Here is a 24,651-nt window from a genome sequence, read left to right as displayed (position 1 = left end):
ACTTAGTCTTTAACCTTTAACCTGTAACCTTTAACTTTTAGTCTTTAAACTTTGTTTATTAATCGCTACCAAACAAATCGCGTGTATAAACTTTGTCTGCAATATCACTGAGCTCTTCAACCATACGGTTAGATACAACAACGTCAGATATTTGCTTGAATTCATTTAAGTCTTTAATTACGCGAGAGTGATAAAACTCATTTTCTTCAAGCACAGGCTCGTAAACTACTACCTCAATACCTTTAGCTTTAATGCGCTTCATAATGCCTTGAATAGCAGAAGCTCTAAAGTTATCAGACCCTGTTTTCATTACTAAACGATATACACCAACCACTTTAGGGCTACGCTTAATTATTGAGTCCGCAATAAAGTCTTTACGTGTCGTATTAGCATCAACAATCGCACCAATAATGTTGTTTGGTACATTTGCATAATTTGCACGTAATTGCTTAGTATCTTTTGGTAAGCAGTAACCGCCATATCCAAACGATGGATTATTGTAATGATCACCAATACGAGGGTCTAAGCTAACGCCCTGTATAATTTGCTTAGAGTTTAAGCCATGCGCTTCAGCGTAGCTGTCAAGCTCATTAAAGTAAGCTACACGCATTGCTAAATATGTGTTTGAGAACAACTTAATAGCTTCGGCTTCTGTTGAGTCAGTAAAAAGTACTTCAATATCTTCTTTTATAGCGCCTTGCTTAAGTAAGTTAGCAAATACACTCGCGCGCTCACTTTGCTCACCAACAACAATACGCGATGGATATAGGTTATCGTGTAGCGCTTTACCTTCACGTAAAAACTCCGGTGAAAATATTAAATTACTAATACCCAACGTCTCTTTAATACCTTGCGTAAAACCAACGGGTATAGTCGACTTAATAACCATAACTGCATTTGGGTTATGCGCTATCGCATCTTTAATTACAGCCTCTACAGAGTTTGTATTAAAGTAATTGTTTTCTACATCATAATCGGTTGGTGTAGCAATAATTACAAAGTCTGCATTTTTATAGGCTGCTACTTTGTCGGTAGTCGCTGTAAAATTTAAATCACTACGTGTTAAAAATTCACTAATTTCGGTATCAACAATTGGAGACTTTTTATCATTTAAAAGTGCGATTTTATGTTCGTCAATATCTAATGCGACCACCTCATTGTGTTGTGCTAGCAACATAGCGTTAGAAAGGCCTACATAGCCTGTACCTACTACGGCAATTTTCATATTAATCCTTTAAGATTAGTTAATAATTAATAAAATGATTCTATCAGAGTTATAAATTAGGCTCTAGCTAAAAGACTTTAGCCAAAATGTAATATCAAATGATATTACTAAAGGTTTTTACAGAATAATAAAAATGAGAAAGAAATGAAAATATTGAAATATACACCAATCAATACTCTCTAATTTACTGCACGGTTATGTAATTTAACATTATAAAAAGCGAGGTATAAAACCTCACCTACGATATATGTCAGCTGTAGGTGCGAATTTGCTTCGCGCTCAAATAGTTTTACTTACTCGCAGAATATTGTTTTTCTGGCAAGTCTAACTTACGTCTAAAAAAGTTTATAATTTTACAGTAGTTAATTAGTACAACTAAATAAGCTGCAAAAATAGCTATAAAGCTATAAAACATTAAAAATTCTGGTATTACAAAAATCTCGCCAATTATACCTATAACTGCAAATACAGATGCAATTGAGCATATTAAAATAAGTGTTTGTGTAGGCGAGCAACCTAATCGTTGGCATATATGGTGTAAATGTTCGCGATCGGGCTTAAACGGAGATTTACCTTGCTTAACACGGCGTATCATAATTGCAGCCATATCCATTAATGGTAGTGCAATCAGCCACAATGCGGTTACTGGGCGTATCATAGGGTTTCCTGGGGTTTGGCTTGCGCCAATTAATAACCAAATAACAGTAAAGCCAATCATCATACTGCCGGCATCGCCCATAAACACTTTTCGCTCACGACCAATAAGGCCTAGGTTCATAACAATATAAGGGATCATACATACAACCAATAATAAGCATAAATAACTTAAACTTTGCTCATTAGCCATATTAAGTAAAATACCAATAGCACCAAATGTAACTACTGAAAGGCCACCTAATAGTCCATCAATACCATCAACCATATTAAAGGCATTTATACAGCCTATAACAGCTAATACGGTAATTAGCCCACCTACATAACCATAGCCTAAGCTAATATCACCAAACCCTAATATATCACCAAGCGTAACCAACTCTGCTTTAGCAAAATAAATCATCGCTATAGATATAAGAGTTTGTACCAGCATGCGTATTTTTACACTTAAGTCATACCTGTCATCCAATGCACCAACTATGGTTAAACCAGCAATGCAACACATAAACAAATTAGCATGGTGAATCATACCTGGGTGGGAATATATGTATTGCACTATAGTAATACATATAGCAACTCCTCCAACTAAAGGTATGTTACCTGTATGTACTTTACGGCCAGAAGGTTTATCAACTAAACCAACTTGCCGCGCCACTTTACGCATAAAAAACAACACAGCAAAAGCGATAAAAAAAGTAAAAAGCAGATCTAAAAACATATAAAATCCATATTTTTTAAAACATGCTAATTCTAGCTAACACTATAAGTAAAAACTTGAGTATTTAGCTAACAACTAGCACTTAAACTGCTTACTTTAAATAAGCATATTATTAGTAATATTAAGCAACACTAAAAGTATTATTCGATGCAACTTAAAAGTTCAGTTGTAGTTTAGAGAACTCAATAAGCACTCTCTAAAGTTATAATTTTTTTCCTATCAAGGGCACTACCGAAAACAAAGTTAGCAAACCTTAAGTATTAGGTATTTTAGCTTTATACTTAACATACAAATAAGCTCAATGATAAAATCAGATTTATCATTGAGCTATATAGTAATAAAAATTAATAGAGCTAACTTTAAACAGACAGTACAAAATCGTTACATCAAAAATCTATTACGACATAAATTCAAGTACGTTTTTGATGAATAATTAGATAAATCAAATAGAATGAGCGGATAAGCTTTAACTACTTTATTATTTTACTTGTTTTAATTTACTTACTAAATTTTTAGCTATAGAAGTAACCGAGAATTCATCTTTAAGTAGCTCATATGCATTACTGCCAACTTTTTTCCTTAAGCTTGCACTTTCATATAAACTTACGGCATCTTTCAATAATTGTTCATCATCACCGTTTATAGTGATATACCCAGCCTGATTTGAGTTAACTAACATTTTTAAGTCATTGCCGCTGTTTACACTACCTAAAATAGGAAGAGACTGAACCATATACCCTAATAGCTTGCCCGGAAAGTTATGTGCAGTATGTTCAGCCGATAAAGAAAACAACCCTACGTCAACTTCAGCTAACACTTTTTTAAATTCATTCTGATTAACTGATGGTAAATAAGTATAGTTTTTTAAATTCCACTGCTCAGCAAGTTGATTAATAAGTTCTACCTCATCGCCTTGACCTATGAATAAAAAGTGAGCCTGCGTACAGAGCTGCATATTTTTGGCTAAGCGCATTAAATTTGCCATATCTTGCGCATGGCCAATGTTACCGCCATAAAAGTAGATAATTTTATTTTGCAATTGTAACTGAGACCGAAAAGAGGTAGCTGCCCCCTCAGCGATAACAGGCTTTACATCAGCCCAATTACGCAAAACCTCTATTGGGTATTTATCTCGGTTACTTTGTTTAAATACTTCTATATTTTTTTCTGACATTAAGCCGATTGTATTCGCGACTTTATATGATCGGTGTTCAAAAAACTTAAAATACTTCTCTATCAACGAGCCTTTTTTAATCATCCCTGCATCAATTACCCATTGAGGAAATAAATCCCTCAATACAAGGTATGATGGGCATTTACAGTGCTTTTTAATTTTATTAACCAAACCACCAAAAAAAATAGAAGGCGAATAATAAATGACTCCATCAAATGTGTGCTCGTTAACATTTTCCTTAATAGCTGACCAAGCTTTGAATGAAAGCAAAGTTTCATTTAAAGCCCGAGTTACTTTGCCTACATCTTTGATTGGGCCTGAACTAAAACGCCAAACTCTAACCCCTTCAACACTCTGCTCAGTAACCTTTTTTGCTTGCCCTACAGCAGGCGTAATTACTGTTACATTATGCCCCATTGATATAAGTTCAAGCGCCAAGTCATGAAACATCTTAGCGCCTACTCTTGTGCTATCTGGTAAATAATCATCAATTATTAGCGCTAATTTCATTAATATTTTTTCCAAACCACGCGATTAACATAGTCAGTATAAGAATGAATGATTCTAACCACCTTATCAGCTACATTTGGCATACTGTAATCGTACACTTGGCGTAATAATCGTTGTTCACCCGCTGGTTGCGACTCAAGTATTTGTAAGCCTTGCATAACACGCTCTACACCTAAACCAACCATCATTACCGAAGCTTCTTCCATTCCTTCAGGTCGCTCATGCGCTTCACGAAGATTCAATGCAGGAAAATTCATTATCGAAGACTCTTCGTTAATGGTCCCACTATCAGAAAGTACAGCCTTAGCATTTTTTTGTAAGTTATTATAATCATGAAAACCTAACGGTTTTAATAACCTAATATTTTTATGAAACTCAATTCCTTGTGCTTCTATTCTGTTTCTTGTGCGCGGGTGAGTCGAAATTATTACAGGCATATCATAATGCTCAGCAACTGCGTTAAGCGTATTTGCTAAGTTTATAAGCTGCTTTGGAGAATCAACGTTTTCTTCTCGGTGAGCACTCACTACAAAAAACTGGCCTTTTTGTAGCTCCAGCTCTTTTAATACGTTTGATGAATCAATTTGAGGCATATAATGTGTAAGCACTTCAAACATCGGACTGCCTGTTTTTATAATACGATCAGCAGGAATTCCTTCAGCTAACAAATAGTCTCTCGCAATAGTGCTGTAAGTAAGGTTAATATCAGCAGTATGATCGACTATTTTACGATTAGTTTCTTCAGGGACTCGTTGATCAAAACAACGATTACCAGCTTCCATGTGGAATATAGGAACCTTACGGCGCTTTGCTGGTATAGCTGATATACACGAATTTGTATCACCCAATACAAGCATGGCCTCGGGCATAACCTCTTCAAGTACTTCATCAACTTTAATGATTACTTGGCCAATTGTTTCAGCTGCATTTTTACCTGCGGCATTTAAAAAATAATCTGGTTTTCTAACACCTAAATCGTTAAAAAATACTTCATTAAGCTCAAAATCATAATTTTGGCCTGTATGAACCAATATATGTTCACAGTGTTCATCAAGCTTAGCGAGTACTCGAGATAAACGAATTATTTCTGGTCGAGTTCCCACAACTGACATTACTTTTAACTTTTTCATTTTACTCACTTAAAATCTAAAATTTAAAAACAGCTTTATAAAGGCATTGCAACAGTGTCTGGCTTGTCTCTGTCAAATATTTCATTTGCCCAAAGCATTACTATTAACTCCTCTGAGCCAACATTCGTTATATCATGAGTCCAACCAGGTACTGTTTCTACTATTGTACGAACAGCTTCTGAGGTATTAACCTCGTACTCTTCACCAGTAGCAATCTGTTTAAATTTAAATCGAGCTTCACCCTTTAACACTAAAAACTTTTCATTTTTCGAATGATGATAATGCCCACCGCGAGTGATCCCTGGGTGTGCTGTAAAGAATGAAAACTGGCCAGAATCAGTTGTTTTAAGCATTTCGCTAAATGAGCCACGTTCGTCAGTGTAACTCGGTACATCGTAAGTAAATTGCTCAGGCTTAAAATAGCTTAAATAAGTAGAATAAAGTGCACGTTCAAAACCAACGCCTACCTTATTAGTTATTAAAGAGGTGCGGCTTTGTTTAAACTCACTCAATAAGCTAACAACTTTACCTACTGTAGTTTTGTAAACAGGCTCCACTTGACTATATTCTTTAGGCTCTGAAGGCGTATTGGTTAGTAAACTAACAAACGCATGGCAAACATCATCTATATAAACAAGACTAAGGGGTGCATCAGCATTATGTACAGTAATTGGTAAGTTGTTTATTGTGTTATAACAAAAGGTAGCCACTGCAGAATTGTAATTAGGTTTACACCACTTACCAAAAACATTCGGTAATCTGTAAATATAAGCAGCACTACCTGTTTTTTCTCTGTAAGCAGCAATAGCCGACTCTGCGCCCACTTTACTTACCCCATAAGGATTATTTAATTCAGCTTGAATTGATGACGTAAGTAAAATTGGCGTACTACGCTTGTTATTAACAAGTGTATTTACTATTTTTTGAGTTAAACCTGTATTGCCTTGTTTAAACTCATCATCATTTTTAGGTCTATTTATACCGGCTAAATGATATATAAAATCAGCATTTTTTACTTTTTCATCAATACTTATGTCGTCATCACCGCGGGTGATTTTTTCAACATTTTCAAACCCAGCTTCTTTTAAATGAACACATAAGTTTCGACCAATAAAACCATTAGCACCAGTTACTAAAATATTCATTACACACCTTCTGGTACTATTAATTTACCTGCTTCAATATCACGCATAAAGTCAAGTTTACGCAGTAGCTGCTTCATTCCTTCAACATCTAAGCGCTCTGTATTATGAGAGTTATAGTCTTCGATAGTAGACAAATCTTTATCGCCTTCCTCAGTATACTGCGCATAATTTAAATCGCGGTTATCTGCAGGAACTCGGTAATATTCGCCTTGATCTTGTGCAACAAACATTTCTTCACGGCTGCACAATGCTTCAAATAACTTCTCTCCGTGGCGTGTGCCAATAACATTAACTTTATGCTCTGGCTTGCCAATCATTTCAAGTATTGCTTGTGTTAACACTTCAATAGTCGCTGCAGGCGCTTTTTGTACAAAAATATCACCATTAGTGCCATTTTCAAAAGCATGTAGTACTAAATCAACGGCATCATCTAATGTCATCATAAAACGAGTCATTGAGGGGTCTGTTAATGTAATGGGTGTATTTTCGATTACTTGTCGAATAAACAAAGGAATAACAGAACCTCGAGAAGCCATTACGTTACCGTATCGTGTACCCGAAATAACAGTGTTTGTACCTTCTAAATTACGGCTTTTAGCAACAATCACTTTTTCCATCATCGCCTTAGAAATCCCCATTGCGTTAATTGGGTATACGGCCTTATCGGTACTTAAACATACAACGCGGCTAACACCATGAAAAATCGCCGATTCCAGTACATTTTCAGTACCTAGTACGTTAGTTTTAACGGCCTCTAACGGGTAAAACTCACATGAAGGCACTTGCTTTAAAGCTGCAGCATGAAACACGTAGTCAACGCCACGCATTGCAGTAGAAATACTTTGTGGATCGCGTACATCACCAATATAAAATTTTAATTTTTCATTATTAAAAGCTTTACGCATGTCGTCTTGCTTTTTTTCATCACGCGAAAAAATACGAATTTCTTTAATATCCGTATCTAAAAAACGTTTTAATACTGCATTGCCAAACGAACCTGTACCACCGGTTATTAATAATATTTTATTTTTAAACATGATAACTCTCAATCTTAATAATTAGATTTAATACTATTTTTTATAATATTTAAGTAAGATACTGCTCGGTCTTTCGCTGTAGGAGACAAGGCAACCAATTCGAGGCCTAACCTTTTTTTATCTTCCCTTACATCGTTATTTGCAAAAGCCTCAAATATACTACTTGCGATACTATCAGCACTTAATGGGTCAAAATAAAAAGCGCTATCTCCGCAAACCTCTTTAACAAAAGGGTAATTAGAAGCAATAACGGTAGTGTTCATTTTCATGGCTTCAATAGGTGAAGCTGAAAAGCACTCTAATAAACTAGGAAATACTAATGCATCCAATGCATTATAAAAATTAGGGCATTGTGAAGCTTCAATTTCGCCAACTGAATAGAAATTATCGTGTCCTTCAAAGCCGCATAACTTCATTTCTGCACTTGTAAATGTAAATAAAAAATTACATTTCATTTGATACTTTGAAATTAAAATGTCATTAACTTGATTAAGTATGAATACATTTTTATGTGAGTAAGCACGCCCAATAAAACCTAAAGTAATATTTTCGAGCATAACACTAGTTTGAAAATCTAGAGCTTCCCAGCTATTTGGATCATCATAAATAGACGATACGCAATTACTAACTATAGAAATATTGTCCGACTTAAAACCAAGTTCACTTAGAGCTGATTTGATATGCTTTTGCTCAACAATTAAGTGATCATATCGTTTGAAAAAAAACAACTGTAACTTAAATTTTAATTTAAATTTCAAATACTCTAAAAATGAAAGTTTTTTATACGCTATATTTTTTGGATAAGCTATCCAAGCTTGAGCGAAACCACATATATGATATTTAACCTCTGGAGAAAAATATAATGGGCCAAAAACAGTAAAGCAAACATCAAAACCTTTAAATTTTTCTTTTATTTCCGTCGGAGGTTTTTTTATCCCGTGAACATTTAAAATATTAAATTCTCTAAAAGCCGTTTTATCAAAGCTTACAGGGAGGTTTGCATGAACTCTTTCAGAACAAATAACCGATATATCATGCGTCTCATCAATCGAATTAAGCAACTCGCTCAACTCAGCAATAAACGAACAAGCAACCTGTATACCACCACCTATGTGTAAATTTGATGCGTTGATTAATAATTTCATATTAGTTAAAGCTAAGCTTTTTCCTATAGTTATAAATAAGACCTGTAAACAACAACACAAGAGTAATTTTACTAGTAAGAAAAATCACATATGGTAAAAGTGACAATAAAATAAAAGCATAATATATAAACAACAGTGATGCCGTAAATACTATAAGTAACCATATAGAAATGGGGTTACATTTTAACAAATATGTTGAGGTTAAATAGTGGGATAAGCACAAAAAGAAGTAAGAAGCAACGGTTGCCCAAGCAGCTCCTTCAACACCATATATAGGTATTAACCACAAATTTAAGGTTACGTTAACTAATAATGCTATTGCTGTTGAAAATGAGATATAAAATGTTTTCTTTTCATAAAAAACAAAATTTGCATAAGACATATATATATGAATTAAAGCATTTCCTATTACTATAATCGGTATAATCTTAACACTGTCATAATAAGATGGATCGGCCAATATAATCACAGTCTCTTCACTAAAAAAAATGGCTAACATGCTAAAAAAGAGTATTAAAATCGCACTACTGTATATCACTTTACTAATATTTTTTTCACTTCTATCGTTTAACAATTGAAATAACTTAGGTTGCCATGAAGCATTCCAAGCCATTATGACAACAACTATAGCCATGCCTAAATTATAAGAAAAAGAATAGATACCAGTAGCTGTCGCACCCAACTCTGCATTTATCAAAAAGCGGTCTGCTTGGGACAAAAGATTATTAGTTATTGCATGAGGGATCAACGGTAAAGCAAATAGAAGTGCGGCACGGACATAGCTAATGTTGAATTTTATTATCATTAATTTATATAGTTTCGGTGCTACAAATAAAAGTGTAACTACAGTTACCAATAACTGAGCATAAATTTTTGATAGATATTGGTTATCAACCATCATAAAAGCAAAAATAAAAATAAGACTTAACTCTGCTAATTTACTTATGACATTCCATATAGAGTATTCTTTACTATTTCTGGAAGCTAATAAATACCCGGTATAAACATTAAAGAGTGTCAACATAGAACAAATAATTAATACATAAAATAAATCTCTTTCCAATAGCCCAAACCAATGTGCAAGATAGCTTAAATAAAATGGAGATAATAAAATGACAAATATTTGAACTGGAATTAAAAACGATAAACTCGAAAAGAGATAACTCCCAAAATTTTTGCTATCGCGCATATACTGATTAGTTATAGCATTTTGAATATTAAAACTTAAAAAGACAAAGAGTATTGATATTGCGGCATTAACTAATGATAATTTCCCATACTCGGAAGGGTCCATAATGCGAGATAGCAAAGGCAGCGATATAAAAAGGAATGCTTTAACAAATAAATCAGAAAAAAAATAATTTACAAAGTCCTTTACTGTTTTATTTTTCATTTAAGGCTCAACTTAAGTATGAGTCGATCTGATCTTGATCTCTTTTATCAAAATCTATCTTCATTACATTTTTTTTGTATTTACTATAATTCAACTCAACTTCAGATAGAGCATTGTTGAAACTAAAATCATTGTTTAAATCGAATACGGTTCCAGTTTTTGCCTTAATAACTAAATCTTCAGAACAACCTACATTACAGCTAACAACTACTGGTAAGCCAAACCACAAGGCTTCATCTATAACTAATCCCCAAGGTTCTGAGTTAGAGGGTAGGATAAATATATCATGCGATAAATAAATATCGGCTAAGTTCTTATTATTAATATAACCTAAAAATTTTATGTTGTTGTTGGCTGTTTTTTTTAACTCCTCAAATAGAGGCCCCCCCCCAACCATCGTAAGCGACTTTTTACTTTTATTAAATAAGTTAACTAGGCATCTTAAATTTTTTTCTTCAGCCATACGACCAACATACAAGTATTTAAACGAATTAATATTATAGTTAGAGTTACATAGCCTTTCACTGTGCTTATTCATAACACCGACGCCATGCGTTACCTTTATTATTCCCTTAAACTTTGCTTTATTTAAAATTTCTTGTTGTAAAAACCCAGAAGGGAAAGCTACTGACATATTTTTTAAAACGATCTTTTTTAACAACCAAAAAAAACCCTTAGTTTTAGATTCAATTATACTACTTTCAATTACTATTCCACATAACCGTCTAGGCAAAAAAATCATGATAGGGAGCAATTCACGGCTTTCCCAACCAGAGAAAATAACTTTATGAAACTGGACTCTACAGATAATATGTATCAGCTTTAGTGCTGTACTAAATATATTTCTTTTTTCATAATCTTTAGAGCTCAAAACTTCATAATCAAAATTAATCTCTGCACTTGAAAAATCTGAACTTCTGATTTCAGACGTAAAAGAAAGAAAAATGACCTTTATCGAACATTTTTTTGATAACTCATTGTAAAGGTTTACTTTATAAAATGAAGGTAAATTGGTAACAAATAGTAAATCGTATTTTTTTCTCATATCACTTTTCACTTAATAACAAACCTATATCTAAAAACTAAATACGCGCAAATGGCTCCGCTAACATATGCATATGCAGACAAAAAGTCACCCCTCAAGATTAATAACCAATGACTACCAATAAATCCCCAAGATAAAATCATGAAAATATTTCCTTTTGACGCAAAATTTTTCATATTATTATCTAACCTTGCAGAAAGTATGCCTAAAGCTATTGAGCCCATTATAATTCCAAAGAAGCCAAAATTAATGAAAAATTCAGATACCAACGGGTTCGCTATATTTGAATTAGTACCTGCAAAATACCCTCCATACAAAATATTTTCGAATAAAACAGCACCACTTCCCTCCATTTTATCCACCCAAAAACTTCGAGGTACAAAAAAGAGTAATGCAGTTAAAAAAGTTTCACCGTAGAAATATCCGATTTTATCAATCATTTTTATAGATAAAGCAAAATTTTCAAATGCATCAAAATTTCCTTGGAAAACATATTCTATAAAATTATTTTGTTTATAATTGCCTTCTAAGTAATTATCCCAGGCTCTAAATATACCAAAAAAAGAAGATGAGAAAGTACCAAATAATAAAAATAGAAAATAAACAATGTTAAAATTCCTGAAGGCTATTTTTTTGTAATACAATAAATAAAAAATTAAAAAAGAGGAGAGTACACAAAAGGCATAGTAACGCGATGTACCAATAGGGCTGTTAAATAAAAGAGCAACTCCACCGTATAAGAATAATTTTCTAGTACTCGCCTCTTGAGATAAATGATAGAAAAGCAGAAAAAGCGTTAAAGGCCTAAACAGATTCTGAAAAATCAGGGCCAGCGACTGATTATTAATAACAGAGAATATGCCTTTATCGGCTCCTCGAATCAATAAAGTTAAATAAGAACCTTTAATAGTAATATATATGAAAATCAATAACCCAATAACAACAATAATAGATGACAAAACAGCTTTTTTATCATCAGCAACAATATTGTCAACACTTTCACGTTGTTCAAGAGCAAGTACGTAAGAAAAGAAAACACACAAGCCAGAACAAAAACAATAAAGAGCAGCATTCTCGATATAGGAACTGTCGAGCTGAGTATTTAAAAATAAAAACTTATCAAGTTTTACTTGTAGGATTGGTATTATAGAGAAAAAAGTTAAATTAAAAAAAGCTAAAATCAAGCCAATAAAGTGAATATGATTTTTACTTTGCAATAAAAAAATAATAAAAATAGAAGAAATTAAAGCATTTCCATATAAAAAAATCATCTCCATAAATTACAAATCCTAGTAAATTCATCAGTATTTCTAGATAGATTAACTTCGTCTGCACCATTCTTCAATAAATACATTACTGCAGAACAATTATAGTGATATATCGTTACTTGATTTGAGTCAGCTAATAATTTTAAAATTATAAATTCAGCAAGTATACTTTGTGTAGCAACGCAGTTTAGGTGACCATATAGATCCGAGACATTTGGATGGGACTTAAATATTGTTAATTCATAATCATTTACATGTACATTATTTAAAAATTCAGTTTCAAAATCTATATTTCTATTATTTGAAGTAAGAAAAACAGCCACTTTTTTTCTGCTGGGTAAATTTATTTTTTTTATTTCGAAAATTTCATCTAATATATCTCGGTTATTCTCATAGTTAGAAATAAAATCTCGAAAAAATTCCTTTGACTTATATGACAAGGCCGGATGAATAAAATCATAAGCTTTTTTATTATATAAGAATATGCCTTTAGTATATTTTCCTGCGCCGTGTATTGAGTTAAATATCTTTGCTTTTCCTAATATATATATTAATGCATTTTTTATTTTACTATTAGTTACATTTGATATAAAACGCCTATATGATCCAACCCCCTCCTCATAGACATAAAAGTCAACGTTAGTACCCAACTTTCCAAGTAAAGCACCTTCACTATGTAGATCGTTATCAACATACACTTCTTCTACTTGGTTTTTTTTTAAAAAGAATATAGCTTTTTCTTTAGTATCAAACTCTTTAATATCATCCCAGCTTTTATCTAATTTTTTGATTTTTGAGATTACATATTCAGAGTTTGAAAAATTTGGTATTAAAATTAAAGTTAGTTTAGATTTATTTCTGTCTACTGTAGCTGATAAATTAAGACAGTTAAAATATTGTAAGGGTTTTGTACAAATATATACTGTATTTTTTTTCATAATAATTTCTATATTATAGTAAAAGGACTGTATCAAGTAGAGGTCATATTATGGATGTAGTACCTTTAACTAAGACTATTTAACTGTACAGTTTAATTTATCTATAACCCTTGGAATATCTTCTGGAATATCAATAGCAAATGATGAACTATCTACTTCTATCATTTGCACCGTAATATCATTTTCTAAGAATCTTAGTATTTCAATGTCTTCTACCTCCTCTATTTCAGTTTTAGCCTTGTAAGTAGCAAAAAACTCAAGGTGAAATTTTGAGAAAGCATAAATACATACTTGTTTATATGCAAAATGAAACTGATTTACTTTGCTAAGAGGGATGGCAGAGCGACTCATATATAGTAATTTATTCGATTTACTAACAACAACTTTAGGTACTGTGAAAGATCGAAAATCATCTTCGCTTTCAATTTTACACATTGCATTTACTATTGTATTAGGATTATTTTTATATGTGTTAATCACTTCACAAATATCGCTTGGATTAATCAAAGGCTCATCACCTTGTACATTTACTATAAAGTCGGCTTGTAATATTTTGTTAGCTTCTGCCAGTCGATCTGTACCTGTCATACAATTTGATGATGTCATTATCACCTGGGCACCAAAATCAGTGCATACACTTTCAATTTTCTTGCTATCAGTAGCTATATAAACAAACTCTTCTCCTACAGCTGCACAGCAGCGCTCCCAAACATGTTGTATCATTGGCTTACCACATAAATCGATCAATGGTTTACCTGGAAAACGACTTGATTGGTAACGTGCTGGAATAACAACAGCATACTTCATATTTTATCCTCTGAGAGCTCTGACCATGTTTTTATTACTGTGAAATTAGCCATCTGACTTCTTTTAGCTAGTTCAATAGGCACATTAGAAAAAGGAATATAAGCAATAAATTCGATATTATTAACTTGTGAGGCCTCTAAATCAGAGATAGCATCACCAAACATAACTGCATTCAGGCTATTACCTGATTTAAGTATACCCGCTACTAAATCAGACTTTTTGGTAGGAGAGCCGTAAATTTCATCAAAATATACATTCAACCCTCTCGCTTTAAGTACATCTCGTAACTCTTGCTGCTCAGAACCACTTGCAATATATTTTTTTCCACTTAATTGATTAATAAATTCGATAAACCCAGGTGTTATATCTGATTGTAAATAAAGGGATTTACACTGGGCTGAATACTCTTTAAGAATATTTTCTTTAGCTTTATTCTCAGTTACTTTATCAAGCTCTAAAAACTGCTCAATAAATACATCTACATGATGAAAACGAGAACGCCCAAAATTATTACGAAAATAATCAACACATGCCTTAACTTTATCTAAATCACTAATAGTAGATTCAAGCGCATGCTGCATTGCATCTATTTTCAGTTGATTGGAGTCTAAAATCACTCCATCACAATCAAATATATATATATCGAATTTAGAGATTTGGTGCATAAACAGACCCCTTAGTAAGCGGATATGTTGTTGGTGTTAGAGAGGTAATTTCTAAATTTGATTCATGCTTAGTATATAAATCTAAAATTTTAATCATTTCTTGCTGTCGAGAATCATTTTTATCATAACCGTCAAAACCAATAGATTTAATCGACTGCGGCTTTGACTCCATCAATATAGCTAACACGTAAGCTGCAGTTATATCTGAAGGAACTATCGCATGTATTTTATTAGCTGATAACTCTCCATTTTTAACTTCTAAACCATAATCAAGCAACTCAAGGTTATTAATGAGCGTAAGCTCATTTTCAGTAAAACGGTGTATTGGTAGTATTACTGGTTTATTTAATACTTTATAACGGTGTGCATCAGCTAAAAATTTAGAGTTATGGGAAATCACATAATAATTAATTAAATCAGCTGGAATAACTTCGCTGATATTAATTGAGATAACCACTGGTTTATAATTTTTAATGTAAAGTTTTATCGCATTTAAATATTTTTTTGTGCTTGGCCCATTGGCAATAATAAGTACATTTTTATTATTAAATATCCCACTTACAGATTCAGTACCTGAAATCTCAGCATTACTTGCATTAAACGATAACGCAGTATTTAACACCGCACCATTATATGAAGTCGTACTTTCTAATTTACTCAAGTAATCAATCGCACCTACAATTTCATCCGTACCGTAATGAGTATTAGATAATAAGTTTTGAATGTAGGTAGGGTGTACGTTGTTTTGAGCCCCTAAGAAGTACAGTAAATTACTACCCCAACCATATCTTTTTTGCATTGGCTCAAAATGGCGTATTACTAATTCGTAAACAGGCTTTGATTTATATACAGAGGTTTCTTTATCCAGAACAGCTAATAAGCTTTCTGTTGGTGTATTACCTGCACCTCGGCCCATACCTGTTATGGTAGTATCAAGCCATGTAACTCCTAATGCTTTAGCAGTAAGTGTATTATCAAGGCCTTTACCCATATTGTTATGAGTGTGTATACCTAACGGACCATCCCACTGCGTACGCAATGCATTAACTATACGCGTTACTTCGTCTCCGTCCATATTACCTAATGAATCAGCAAAGTATAACGAGTCTAACACTCCCCACTCTTTTGCTTGGCGTGCTTTTTCAGCAATTACATCATCAGCCTTACCGCCTGCTTGCATTAGATTATAGCCTACTAAGTAGCCTAATTTTTTTAGCTGCTTAACTATTAAACCTGACTCTTCAACTTCATGGAAGTGGGCTGCAATACGTACAAGACCAATTTTACTCTCACTAGCTGGCACAAATAATTTACTGACTGCATTTTCAATGCTAAGACCTGATTCTAAAATAGTTTTAGCGTCAACCATCACACCATAAACAGGCCCTTGTGGCAGGTCTAAGGAGTTAATATGCGACTCGGTTGTATAAGCATACGCACCTAAAAAACCTTCTTTAGGAAAATTGCGCAAACCAAGTTCAACGTAGTCTATATTTGCGCCACTGACTGCATTTAAATATGCCTCTACAACTTCAGACTCAAAATCCCAATTATTGTAATAGCCACCATCTCTTAATGTGCAATCGAGAATTTTCATGAATTTCCTTTATTTATCCGATTTATATTCATAATTGTAATAACCGTAATACCCATAAGCATTACTCGCTTTTTTAACAACACCGTTAAATACTACGCCTTTAACGTCTATGCCGTTTTGTTCAAAGCGATTGCGGGTTAGGTCGATTTCGCGTAAGTGGTTTTGCCCAAAACGTACCACAAGTAATGTGGTACCCGTATGCGCACTTACTATTGCGGGGTCGGTAACTGCAAGTATTGGAGGAGTATCTATAATTACTATGTCGTAAGCAGCGCTTACTTCTTCAACTAATTTGCTAAAGTTTGAGTGCATTAGCAACTCTGATGGGTTTGGCGGTATTTGACCACGCGTAATAACGCTTAAGCCATCTACCTTAGTTGATTTAGTAACTTGCTCTAGGTTTAAACGGCCCGATAGATAATCACTTAATCCATCGTCCCACTTTAAACCAAACTGTGTTTGTAAGTAGCCTTTGCGCATATCGGCATCAATAATAAGTACCTTTTTACCGCTTTGCGCAAGTACGCTTGCTAAGTTAACCGATATAAATGATTTACCCACACTTGGGCTTGGGCCCGATATAGCAATAATGTTGTTTTTAGCTTCCATCATCGCAAAGTGCAAACTAGTACGTAAGCTACGTAGTGCCTCAATTGCCAAGTCGGCTGGGTTATCGAGCGCTAATATACTTTTAGGCTTACTTGTTTTATTTTTAAGGGCTCGCTCGGCAAAGCCACTTAGTTTATCTTGATAATCTGAGTGCGGTACACTCGCGTATACAGGTATGCCTAGCGCTTCAATTTCGCTTGGGTCTTCAACCCCTTTGTGCATTGCTTTTTGTATAAGCACAATTGCCACAGCTAACATACCACCCAGCATAGTAGCCATTACTACAATTAATGCTTTTTTAGGTTTAACTGGCTTGCTGGTATTTACCTCTGCGTAGTCAATAATACGTACGTTACCTACAGTACCTGCGCGAACTATATCGAGCTCTTGTGTTTTACTAAGTAGTAATGTGTAAATTTCATTACTTACCTCAACATCGCGCTTTAAGCGTAGTAGTTCTTGTTGAGTTTCGGGTAGGTTACCTACCTCACCTACAAGTTCTTGCTTTTGGCTTTCAACCGCATCTATTTGCTCAAGCATGCCCTGATATGTAGGATGGTCTTTTTTAAATTTACGGCCAAGTTCTAAGCGTTTTAGATTTAGCTCTTGTAATTTAGTTTCAAGCTTTACAACTTGTTCAAGCACACCTTGGGTTTCTAGCGTTATATTTATTGATTGGCGTTTTATTTGATAATCGTTAAAGCGTTGCTCTGCGTACTCAAGCTGCTTTTTAATTTCAGGTAATTGGACTTCTAAAAACTCAAGCGACTTTTGCGCCTCAGCGCTGTTACGCTCAACATTACGGCGTACATAAATAGCCGCTACCTTATCAAGGACTTTTTCAGCGTAGCTTGGTTTAATACTTTGTAAACTTAAGTTAATTATGCCTGAGTCTTTACCTTTTTCGCTTGCACCAATTGCAGTTTGAAGGTCTAAAATAGTATTAAGGCGATCTTTACGGCTAATTGTAAACTCTGTACCAGGTCGTGCGTTTAAAGTACGTATTGTTAAGTTAAATTTACCGTTTGTAAGCTCCTCACCCACTTTACCTGATAATATTTGCTCGCCATCTGCATTTAAAAGCATAAGGCTATTATTAGCTTGCGCTACCAATGTAAATGTTTGATTAACAGCAGTACGTGGTACGTCAAACCTAAATACATTTATGCTCTCACCGCCCCATGCGTAGCTGTTAGCACCAAAGCTTGGCTCAGCTAAGTCTCCATCTTTCATTGGGGTAAAAGTACGGTAAGCTCGGCTACCGATAAACGGGAATAGTTTGGGCTCTGCTATTATATCAAGCTTTAGCGTATCAACGGCCTCACCTATTATACTGCGCGACTTTAGTAGCTCTATTTCGGTTACTGCAGCCGATGTACTCTCAAACATACCAGCCATATCGTCAAAACCTGGGACTGATGCGCCGCCGTCTTCAACTTGTATCATGGCTGTTGCTTGGTAAACAGGGGTACTTAATACTGCATAAATAACACCCACAAACATAAACAGTGCCGTTACGGCTACTATAAAGTATTTGCGATCGAGCAGAGCGCCTAGTAACGCCATTAAATTAATTTCTTGCGTTAGTTGTGTGTTGTTAGTGCTTTTATTATTAGCGTTACTAGCGCTGTTATTCGGCTGGGTATTCATTAAATTAGCCATTCCTTATAAATACTTTTGCCAAGCGCTACATGCGCTGTCGATTAATGTATAAACGTGTTCAAAAGCCTCTTGGCTTTGGCGGTAAGGATCTGGTATTTCAGCGTTATTAATCCACTTACCGAGTAAAAACGTTTTACCGCGCGCCTCTGGGTAACGAGCATGTACATCGTTTAAATGGCGTTCTTCCATTACAAGTATTACGCTGTTTTGCGCTACTAAGCTTGATGTAAGCTGTTGCCCTTGGTGGGCATCCATATTAACGCCATGTGCGAGTGCTATTTGCTTTGCTTTTGCATCTGCTGGTTTTCCTTCAAGTGCAGTTAAACCAGCAGACGATACTTTAATATTTTTGCCTTCAAGCTTTTGCTTTAAAACATACTCACCTGTTGGGCTTCGGCAAATATTACCTGCACACACTACTAAAACTGAATCAAACATTTTTAAAAACCCTTAGTTTGCAGTTATATCGTCAACACTATCTACAGTAGCAATTGACGGTAACAGTAAGCTTATTACGCGGTTCCAACGGGCAAGCGGTGCCGATGTTACATATACAATATCGCGCGGTTGTAGTTCAAACTGCTCAGCTAATACCATTGCAGCTATATTTTTAGCGTGTAATTGGTATACGTTTGCAATAATACCGGTTTGCTCTACGTTACTTTTACGCAGGACAAATACGCCATTGGCGTCTGCTGTTGCTTCGTTTAAGCCGCCCGAGTCGCTTAGCGCTTCGGCCAAGTTTAAGCCATAACGGTTAAGCGTTACTGAGCCTGCTTTTTTAACATCACCTAATACAAATATTTTTTGTGTATCGTTGCGGTTTACGTGCACTATGTCGCCATGTTGTAATAAACGGTTTTGCGAAATATCACCATGGGCATAAAAGTCATCAAGTTTAATAATTTCTGTTTTGTCGCCACGGGTAAATGTTACTGTGCGCCAATCGGCTGCATCTGTTAAGCCGCCGGCTTGGTTTAAGGCATCAATTAAGGTAAGTGGAATTTCGGTTACTGGGTATACACCTGGCTTGTTTACTTCGCCGGTAACGTAGGTTTTTTGGCTTCTAAAGCCAACTACTTTTACATCTACTTGTGGGTCTTCTATTACTCGACTTAGGCGTTTAACAAGCTCATTACGTACTTGGCTTATTGTTTTACCCGCTGCGGGTATATTTGGTGCATAAGCGTAAGTAATGGTGCCGTCTCGTTGTACACGGAAGCCGTCAAACTCTGCTGTGCGTTGTACTGCTGCCGGTATTGTTAGCTCTGGGTGATCCCATACGCCTATTGTTAGCACGTCGCCAACACCTAGTTTGTATTCGTAGTTACTTACATTTAAACCAGCAGTGCTTGAAATTGGTTTAGCTGCTATACGCGCTTGATTTTGTTTATTTATTAGTTGCGAGTCAATTATTTGAATGTTTACTTTTTCGAGATCTTGTTCGAGGTTTTGTGTTTGCTCGCCTGAGTCTATACCTTCAAAGTGGCTGCCTGGAACTATTGTACAGCCGGTCATGCTTAGTATTGCGAGTATTGATGCGAGTGATTTACAGCTTAACGCCATTGTAGAATCCCAAAATTATTTTAATATTGCACTTACTCACCAACCTTGGTGAGCACTTTTATTTTAGCCGACTAATTAAAGCATGCGCACTATTGTGAAGCAATAGCCTTTGCTTTGTAAAAGCTTTGTAACTAAGTTTTTAATTAGCACTAAAATTATATCAGTATTTTCACAAGGTATTTATGAATAAATTTAATTGAAAGCCGTTTTAGTTAAACACTTAACGCATTCATCATCAATTGCACAAAGAGAAGTGAATGAGAAACCATTTAAACAAGTGCTTTATAGCTGTTTACCTCTCTAAAGCGCAGTGGCCTCTTAACCTTTGTGAATAACCCTATTACGAGCTTTGCTCGTCACGCCAGCAAGCTGTGCGTCTACAAGTGAACTTAATCACTGTGCTAAACTTTACTGTTGGGCTTTCACGTAAAAAGTGCAGCGTGTTCTTAACTTTTTTTGAGTAAATTTATTGATAATTGCACAAAGAGAAGTGAATCAGAAGCCATTTAAACAAGTGCTTTATGGCTGCTTACTTCTCTAAAGCACAGTGGCCTCTTAACCTTTGTGAATAACCCTATTACGAGCTTTGCTCGTCACGCCAGCAAGCTGTGCGTCTTGTATATCTCATTGATAAATGATTAGCTATCATTTATCACATCGAAGTCAGTGAGCTTGCCTGTGCGTCTACAAATCAACTTAACCACAGTGTTTTAGGCACGCTTCCGCCCTTAGGTTACAGTTCCTATGTACTGATATATAGCTATTTTGTTACGCTTTTAATTATTATTGCTTAATATCTTTATTATCTACACTTACTTCAATTTTTTGGTTGAGTAAGTTAATTAGTAAAATACTGCGTAGGTCGCCGTCTGGCTCTTTGTATATTGCCTGTATATTACTAAATGAATCGTTATTCACACTTACTACATCACCTGCTTTTGGTATTAGTGACTCAGTGGTGTGTGAACGCTCATTTTTTAGCTGATTAATTATATGTGTAGAAACTAATTGATACTGTGATCCGTAGGATACAAAGCCACCAATTCCACGTGTATTTTTTACAGCAGAAAAATTACCGTTTTTTGACTCAAGGCATACAAATAAATAATTAGGGAATAAAGCGGTTTGTTTGACGGTACGCCGACCTTTAACCAACCTTTCGGTAGTTAATTTGGGGTAAAACGCTTCAATCCCTTGATTTTGCAAGTTAGTCTTGGCTCTCTCTTCTTGCTTAGGTTTGCATACGACTAAATACCAACTTTCCATAATAGTCCTTAACACATAACTAAGTTGCAAAAAACACAACGCTAAACTAAATAACGGCGGCATTATAACCACCATAGAGTGCCTATGTAAATAAGCCTTAGTGGTTAATAGGCACTCACATTAGTAAACAATGTTATTGAATTTAAGAGAAATAAAGGCTTTAGCGCTTATAAAGCAATGTTTAGAGCAAGCTAAACAAAAGTTTAGGAAAAGGTAATAAATTTATTAAAAACCTGAATTAATATGATTAAAAAATTAATATTTAAGTAAGGGCTCAAAATAATAAAAGCGCGAAGTAAATTCGCTCCTACAGGTTAATGCATGTTTGTAGGTGAGGTTTTATACCTCGCTTTTTAAGAAGTTAATCATGAGCGCGAAGTAAATTCGCACCTACAGGCTGGTTTATATTTACAGGTGAGGTTATTAATTTAGCTCAAGCGCTATAACCTTGAATATTTATGGCTTTGCTTCTATCTTAAAATTCAATGTAACAAATTGATAACAAGGAAGCGCAATGCAAATACTTCACCACGGAGCGGTTAATGGAGTTACCGGTTCGTGCCACGAACTGGTAATTAACGAGCAAACGAGTGTGCTTGTTGATTGCGGGTTATTTCAAGGCGAAGATTCTAAAGCAGATTTATCAATTGAATTCGATATTACCCATGTTACTGCGCTTATTGTTACCCATTGCCATATTGACCATGTTGGTCGAATTCCTTACTTGTTAGCAGCCGGTTTTAAAGGCCCTATTTTTACAAGTATTGCATCGGCCAGTTTATTACCTTTGGTAATTGAAGATGCTTTAAAAGTAGGTGTAACCCGCGACCCTAAAATTATAGCTGCCTGCTTAAGCTTATTAAATAAACGCATAGTTGCTGTTGATTATAAAACGTGGTTTGAATTACCTTGCAAAGCGCCCGACAAAGCTAAGGCGAGGTTTCAGCGTGCGGGGCATATATTAGGTTCTGCCTACGTTGAAATTGATGTTACAAATAATGATAACAACAAACATCGCGTTGTATTTTCAGGAGATTTAGGCGCGCCGTATACCCCGCTACTCCCTTCGCCTAAGCCGCCTTATAAAGCCGACACTCTAGTTATTGAATCAACCTACGGCGATAAAAATCACCAAGGCCGTAAAGAGCGCACAAAAACGCTAAAAAACATTATTAAACGCGCCGTAGCCGACAATGGTGTTGTTTTAGTTCCTGCTTTTAGTATTGGCCGCACACAAGAGCTGCTATATGAGCTTGAGCAACTAATACATAGCTCATCTAAAAAGTCTAAGTGGCGAGACATTCACGTAATACTCGACTCCCCTATGGCAGCCAATTTTACTGAGCAATACAAAAACTTTAAACACTTATGGGATAGCGAAGCTAAACGCAAAGTTGCAAACGGTAGGCACCCGCTCGATTTTAAAAACCTAACTACGGTTGATTCACACAAAGAGCACATGGCTGTTATTAACTATTTAAGTTCGCGGCAAACACCAGCAATAATATTAGCGGCAAGTGGTATGTGTACTGGTGGGCGAATAGTTAATTATCTTGAGCGATTTTTAAGTGATAAAACCTCCGATGTATTGTTTGTAGGTTACCAAGGTAATAAAACGCTCGGTCGCGAAATTCAAAAATATGGCCCACGTAATGGGTATGTTTTTATAAACGATGCTCGCATTAATATAAACGCCAAAGTACATACAATTAGTGGCTATAGCGCCCATGCCGATCAAAATGGATTAATTAAGTTTGTAACGGGTATGCATAAAAAGCCAAGCCATATAAAAATTGTGCATGGCGATGATGATGCAAAAAATGCGTTAGCAGCAAGGTACAAAGATATATTGAGTAGTGAAGTTAAAATAGAGATTGGTAAATTGTAGGCAAGAAGCTTGCTCACGCAATTAAATAAATACGTAAAAGCTGCGCTTTTAGTGCGCCAGCAAGCAAGACGCCTACATGGTCACCATACACCGAGGATAAAAATCCACGTAGGCGTGAAGCTTGCTCACGCAATTTAATTTATTCAAATGGAAATTAATTATATGGCTAACACACATAAACGTTTAAAAGGACGCTGCACTTCGATAAACGCTTATTACTCTATTACAATTTGTTGTGATTTTCGTAAGCCATTATTTGCTAACTTTTTATGTGCACGGTTAATTGCGAGTGAACTCATTAAATTTTCAAAAAACAATTCACTTAATACTATCTGCTACGTAATCATGCCCGATCATATACATTGGATTTTACAGTTAAATAGTAGCCTTGATCTTTCAAACCTAGTTAGGAATTTTAAAAACACTACAACATATAGACTTAATAAACATAGCGGTACGCATGGAAGGATATGGCAATCAAATTACTATGACCACAAAATAAGAAATGACGAAGATTTAATAGGTCAAGCGAGGTATATAGGCGCAAACCCTTTACGTGCTGGCTTAGTGGACAACATAAAGAAATACCCATATTGGGATTGTGTTTACTTGTAAAGCGGTGGTTTTAAAGCGCCAGCAAGCAAGGCGCCTACATGGTCACATACATCGAGGGTAAAATCCACGTAAACGTGAAGCTTGCTCACGCTATTTGATGAATACATAAAAGCGGTGGTTTTAGTGCGCCAGCAAGCAAGGCGCCTACATGGTCACCATACACCGTGGATAAAAATACACGTAGGCGTGGAGCTTGCTCACGCAAGTTAATAAATACGTAAAGCTGCGCTTTAAGTGCGCCAGCAAGCAAGGCGCCTACATGGTCATTACATCGAGGATGAAAAATCCACGTAGGCGTGAAACTTGCTCACGCAATTTGATAAATATGTAAAAGCGGTAGTTTTAGTGCGCCAGCAAGCAAGGCGCCTACATGGTCACTACATCGAGGATGAAAAATACACGTAGGCGTGAAGCTTGCTCGCGCAATTTAATAAATACGTAAAGCTGCGCTTTTAGTGCGCCAGCAAGCAAGGCGCCTACATGGTTACATACGCCGAGGATGAAAAATTCGCGTAGGCGTGAAGCTTGCTCACGCAATTTGATAAATACGTAAAAGCTGCGCTTTGTAATGCGCCAGCAAGCAAGGCGCCTACA

At 35.3% G+C, this 24,651-nt stretch carries 23 protein-coding genes; 3 read left to right on the top strand and 20 right to left on the bottom strand.

The genetic code is table 11. The annotated features are described in order from the left end of the window. Window positions 1–58 precede the first annotated feature (58 nt). The 18 genes from AC5NT5_RS02440 to rfaH all read right to left on the bottom strand — a co-directional run bounded on the left by AC5NT5_RS02440 (window position 59) and on the right by rfaH (window position 21,554). Window positions 59–1,225, bottom strand: a complete 1,167-nt coding sequence (locus tag AC5NT5_RS02440; RefSeq protein ID WP_494513309.1) for a nucleotide sugar dehydrogenase — start codon at window positions 1,223–1,225, stop codon at window positions 59–61. A 289-nt stretch (window positions 1,226–1,514) separates the two neighbouring features. Beyond that, window positions 1,515–2,597, bottom strand: coding sequence for a UDP-N-acetylglucosamine--undecaprenyl-phosphate N-acetylglucosaminephosphotransferase (wecA, locus tag AC5NT5_RS02435; RefSeq protein WP_494513308.1), 1,083 nt, complete (start codon window positions 2,595–2,597; stop codon window positions 1,515–1,517). A 478-nt stretch (window positions 2,598–3,075) separates the two neighbouring features. Beyond that, window positions 3,076–4,281, bottom strand: coding sequence for a glycosyltransferase family 4 protein (locus AC5NT5_RS02430; RefSeq protein WP_494513307.1), 1,206 nt, complete (start codon window positions 4,279–4,281; stop codon window positions 3,076–3,078). Next, on the bottom strand, window positions 4,281–5,411 hold the full coding sequence (wecB, locus tag AC5NT5_RS02425; RefSeq protein ID WP_182716412.1) for a non-hydrolyzing UDP-N-acetylglucosamine 2-epimerase: 1,131 nt from the start codon (window positions 5,409–5,411) through the stop codon (window positions 4,281–4,283). Before wecB ends, AC5NT5_RS02430 begins: the two co-directional genes overlap by 1 nt. A 35-nt stretch (window positions 5,412–5,446) precedes the next feature. Then, window positions 5,447–6,556 (bottom strand): UDP-2-acetamido-2,6-beta-L-arabino-hexul-4-ose reductase, encoded by a 1,110-nt coding sequence (gene wbjC / locus AC5NT5_RS02420; RefSeq protein ID WP_494513306.1) that lies wholly within the window; start codon window positions 6,554–6,556, stop codon window positions 5,447–5,449. Then, the gene (locus AC5NT5_RS02415; RefSeq protein WP_494513305.1) at window positions 6,556–7,593 is read right to left on the bottom strand and encodes a polysaccharide biosynthesis protein; all 1,038 of its coding nucleotides are present in this window, start codon (window positions 7,591–7,593) and stop codon (window positions 6,556–6,558) included. The genes wbjC and AC5NT5_RS02415 overlap by 1 nt, the downstream gene beginning before the upstream one ends. A 14-nt stretch (window positions 7,594–7,607) precedes the next feature. Next, window positions 7,608–8,738, bottom strand: coding sequence for a glycosyltransferase (locus AC5NT5_RS02410; RefSeq protein ID WP_494513304.1), 1,131 nt, complete (start codon window positions 8,736–8,738; stop codon window positions 7,608–7,610). A gap of 1 nt (window position 8,739) precedes the next feature. Continuing rightward, complete coding sequence (locus tag AC5NT5_RS02405; protein WP_494513303.1) at window positions 8,740–10,131, bottom strand: oligosaccharide flippase family protein; 1,392 nt, start codon at window positions 10,129–10,131, stop codon at window positions 8,740–8,742. A gap of 7 nt (window positions 10,132–10,138) precedes the next feature. Next, window positions 10,139–11,188, bottom strand: coding sequence for a glycosyltransferase (locus tag AC5NT5_RS02400; RefSeq protein WP_494513302.1), 1,050 nt, complete (start codon window positions 11,186–11,188; stop codon window positions 10,139–10,141). Continuing rightward, window positions 11,185–12,453, bottom strand: coding sequence for a hypothetical protein (locus AC5NT5_RS02395; protein WP_494513301.1), 1,269 nt, complete (start codon window positions 12,451–12,453; stop codon window positions 11,185–11,187). Before AC5NT5_RS02395 ends, AC5NT5_RS02400 begins: the two co-directional genes overlap by 4 nt. Continuing rightward, window positions 12,444–13,382 carry a hypothetical protein gene (locus AC5NT5_RS02390; RefSeq protein ID WP_494513300.1) on the bottom strand — a complete coding sequence of 313 codons (939 nt, stop codon included), beginning with the start codon at window positions 13,380–13,382 and terminating at the stop codon, window positions 12,444–12,446. The genes AC5NT5_RS02395 and AC5NT5_RS02390 overlap by 10 nt, the downstream gene beginning before the upstream one ends. Before the next feature lie 75 nt (window positions 13,383–13,457). Continuing rightward, window positions 13,458–14,189, bottom strand: coding sequence for a 3-deoxy-manno-octulosonate cytidylyltransferase (kdsB, locus tag AC5NT5_RS02385; protein WP_494513299.1), 732 nt, complete (start codon window positions 14,187–14,189; stop codon window positions 13,458–13,460). Then, window positions 14,186–14,854 (bottom strand): HAD family hydrolase, encoded by a 669-nt coding sequence (locus AC5NT5_RS02380; RefSeq protein WP_494513298.1) that lies wholly within the window; start codon window positions 14,852–14,854, stop codon window positions 14,186–14,188. Before AC5NT5_RS02380 ends, kdsB begins: the two co-directional genes overlap by 4 nt. Beyond that, the gene (locus tag AC5NT5_RS02375; RefSeq protein ID WP_494513297.1) at window positions 14,838–16,451 is read right to left on the bottom strand and encodes an aldolase catalytic domain-containing protein; all 1,614 of its coding nucleotides are present in this window, start codon (window positions 16,449–16,451) and stop codon (window positions 14,838–14,840) included. Before AC5NT5_RS02375 ends, AC5NT5_RS02380 begins: the two co-directional genes overlap by 17 nt. A 9-nt stretch (window positions 16,452–16,460) precedes the next feature. Next, on the bottom strand, window positions 16,461–18,710 hold the full coding sequence (locus tag AC5NT5_RS02370; RefSeq protein ID WP_494513296.1) for a polysaccharide biosynthesis tyrosine autokinase: 2,250 nt from the start codon (window positions 18,708–18,710) through the stop codon (window positions 16,461–16,463). Between the two features lie 15 nt (window positions 18,711–18,725). Then, window positions 18,726–19,160: a low molecular weight protein-tyrosine-phosphatase gene (locus AC5NT5_RS02365; protein ID WP_007582278.1), complete on the bottom strand. Its 435-nt coding sequence runs from the start codon at window positions 19,158–19,160 to the stop codon at window positions 18,726–18,728. Window positions 19,161–19,172: 12 nt separating this feature from the next. Beyond that, the gene (locus AC5NT5_RS02360; RefSeq protein ID WP_494513295.1) at window positions 19,173–20,288 is read right to left on the bottom strand and encodes a polysaccharide export protein; all 1,116 of its coding nucleotides are present in this window, start codon (window positions 20,286–20,288) and stop codon (window positions 19,173–19,175) included. 783 nt (window positions 20,289–21,071) lie between these two features. Further along, entirely contained in the window at window positions 21,072–21,554 is a 483-nt protein-coding gene (gene rfaH / locus AC5NT5_RS02355) for a transcription/translation regulatory transformer protein RfaH (RefSeq protein ID WP_335676137.1), read from the bottom strand. 514 nt (window positions 21,555–22,068) lie between these two features. On the opposite strand from rfaH, the gene AC5NT5_RS02350 reads away from it, so the two are divergent. The 3 genes from AC5NT5_RS02350 to AC5NT5_RS02340 are packed head-to-tail and all read left to right on the top strand — an operon-like array spanning window position 22,069 to window position 24,057. Continuing rightward, window positions 22,069–23,442: an MBL fold metallo-hydrolase RNA specificity domain-containing protein gene (locus AC5NT5_RS02350; protein WP_494513294.1), complete on the top strand. Its 1,374-nt coding sequence runs from the start codon at window positions 22,069–22,071 to the stop codon at window positions 23,440–23,442. A gap of 9 nt (window positions 23,443–23,451) precedes the next feature. Continuing rightward, entirely contained in the window at window positions 23,452–23,580 is a 129-nt protein-coding gene (locus AC5NT5_RS02345) for a hypothetical protein (protein ID WP_494513293.1), read from the top strand. 9 nt (window positions 23,581–23,589) lie between these two features. Then, on the top strand, window positions 23,590–24,057 hold the full coding sequence (locus tag AC5NT5_RS02340) for an REP-associated tyrosine transposase (protein WP_494513292.1): 468 nt from the start codon (window positions 23,590–23,592) through the stop codon (window positions 24,055–24,057). Between the two features lie 85 nt (window positions 24,058–24,142). Here AC5NT5_RS02340 and AC5NT5_RS02335 read toward each other — a convergent pair whose 3' ends face one another. Both AC5NT5_RS02335 and AC5NT5_RS02330 read right to left on the bottom strand, forming a co-directional pair. Next, window positions 24,143–24,307: a hypothetical protein gene (locus tag AC5NT5_RS02335; RefSeq protein ID WP_494513291.1), complete on the bottom strand. Its 165-nt coding sequence runs from the start codon at window positions 24,305–24,307 to the stop codon at window positions 24,143–24,145. Window positions 24,308–24,423: 116 nt separating this feature from the next. Then, entirely contained in the window at window positions 24,424–24,594 is a 171-nt protein-coding gene (locus AC5NT5_RS02330; RefSeq protein WP_518528056.1) for a hypothetical protein, read from the bottom strand. Window positions 24,595–24,651 lie beyond the last annotated feature (57 nt).

This window comes from Pseudoalteromonas sp. J2K-J599, from assembly GCF_059295115.2.
The sequence above is the reverse complement of the archived record's forward strand: the minus strand, read 5'-3'. Positions and strand labels throughout refer to the sequence as shown.

Bases quoted from the DNA above. Each gene is read 5' to 3' on its own strand.
- AC5NT5_RS02430 (WP_494513307.1), bottom strand. From the start codon at position 4,281: ATGAAATTAGCGCTAATAATTGATGATTATTTACCAGATAGCACAAGA.
- AC5NT5_RS02365 (WP_007582278.1), bottom strand. From the start codon at position 19,160: ATGTTTGATTCAGTTTTAGTAGTGTGTGCAGGTAATATTTGCCGAAGC.
- AC5NT5_RS02340 (WP_494513292.1), top strand. From the start codon at position 23,590: ATGGAAATTAATTATATGGCTAACACACATAAACGTTTAAAAGGACGC.
- rfaH (WP_335676137.1), bottom strand. From the start codon at position 21,554: ATGGAAAGTTGGTATTTAGTCGTATGCAAACCTAAGCAAGAAGAGAGA.
- AC5NT5_RS02375 (WP_494513297.1), bottom strand. From the start codon at position 16,451: ATGAAAATTCTCGATTGCACATTAAGAGATGGTGGCTATTACAATAAT.
- AC5NT5_RS02390 (WP_494513300.1), bottom strand. From the start codon at position 13,382: ATGAAAAAAAATACAGTATATATTTGTACAAAACCCTTACAATATTTT.
- AC5NT5_RS02395 (WP_494513301.1), bottom strand. From the start codon at position 12,453: ATGGAGATGATTTTTTTATATGGAAATGCTTTAATTTCTTCTATTTTT.
- AC5NT5_RS02415 (WP_494513305.1), bottom strand. From the start codon at position 7,593: ATGTTTAAAAATAAAATATTATTAATAACCGGTGGTACAGGTTCGTTT.
- AC5NT5_RS02440 (WP_494513309.1), bottom strand. From the start codon at position 1,225: ATGAAAATTGCCGTAGTAGGTACAGGCTATGTAGGCCTTTCTAACGCT.
- AC5NT5_RS02380 (WP_494513298.1), bottom strand. From the start codon at position 14,854: ATGCACCAAATCTCTAAATTCGATATATATATATTTGATTGTGATGGA.
- AC5NT5_RS02410 (WP_494513304.1), bottom strand. From the start codon at position 8,738: ATGAAATTATTAATCAACGCATCAAATTTACACATAGGTGGTGGTATA.
- wecA (WP_494513308.1), bottom strand. From the start codon at position 2,597: ATGTTTTTAGATCTGCTTTTTACTTTTTTTATCGCTTTTGCTGTGTTG.
- AC5NT5_RS02370 (WP_494513296.1), bottom strand. From the start codon at position 18,710: ATGAATACCCAGCCGAATAACAGCGCTAGTAACGCTAATAATAAAAGC.
- AC5NT5_RS02405 (WP_494513303.1), bottom strand. From the start codon at position 10,131: ATGAAAAATAAAACAGTAAAGGACTTTGTAAATTATTTTTTTTCTGAT.
- kdsB (WP_494513299.1), bottom strand. From the start codon at position 14,189: ATGAAGTATGCTGTTGTTATTCCAGCACGTTACCAATCAAGTCGTTTT.
- wecB (WP_182716412.1), bottom strand. From the start codon at position 5,411: ATGAAAAAGTTAAAAGTAATGTCAGTTGTGGGAACTCGACCAGAAATA.
- AC5NT5_RS02360 (WP_494513295.1), bottom strand. From the start codon at position 20,288: ATGGCGTTAAGCTGTAAATCACTCGCATCAATACTCGCAATACTAAGC.
- AC5NT5_RS02350 (WP_494513294.1), top strand. From the start codon at position 22,069: ATGCAAATACTTCACCACGGAGCGGTTAATGGAGTTACCGGTTCGTGC.
- wbjC (WP_494513306.1), bottom strand. From the start codon at position 6,556: ATGAATATTTTAGTAACTGGTGCTAATGGTTTTATTGGTCGAAACTTA.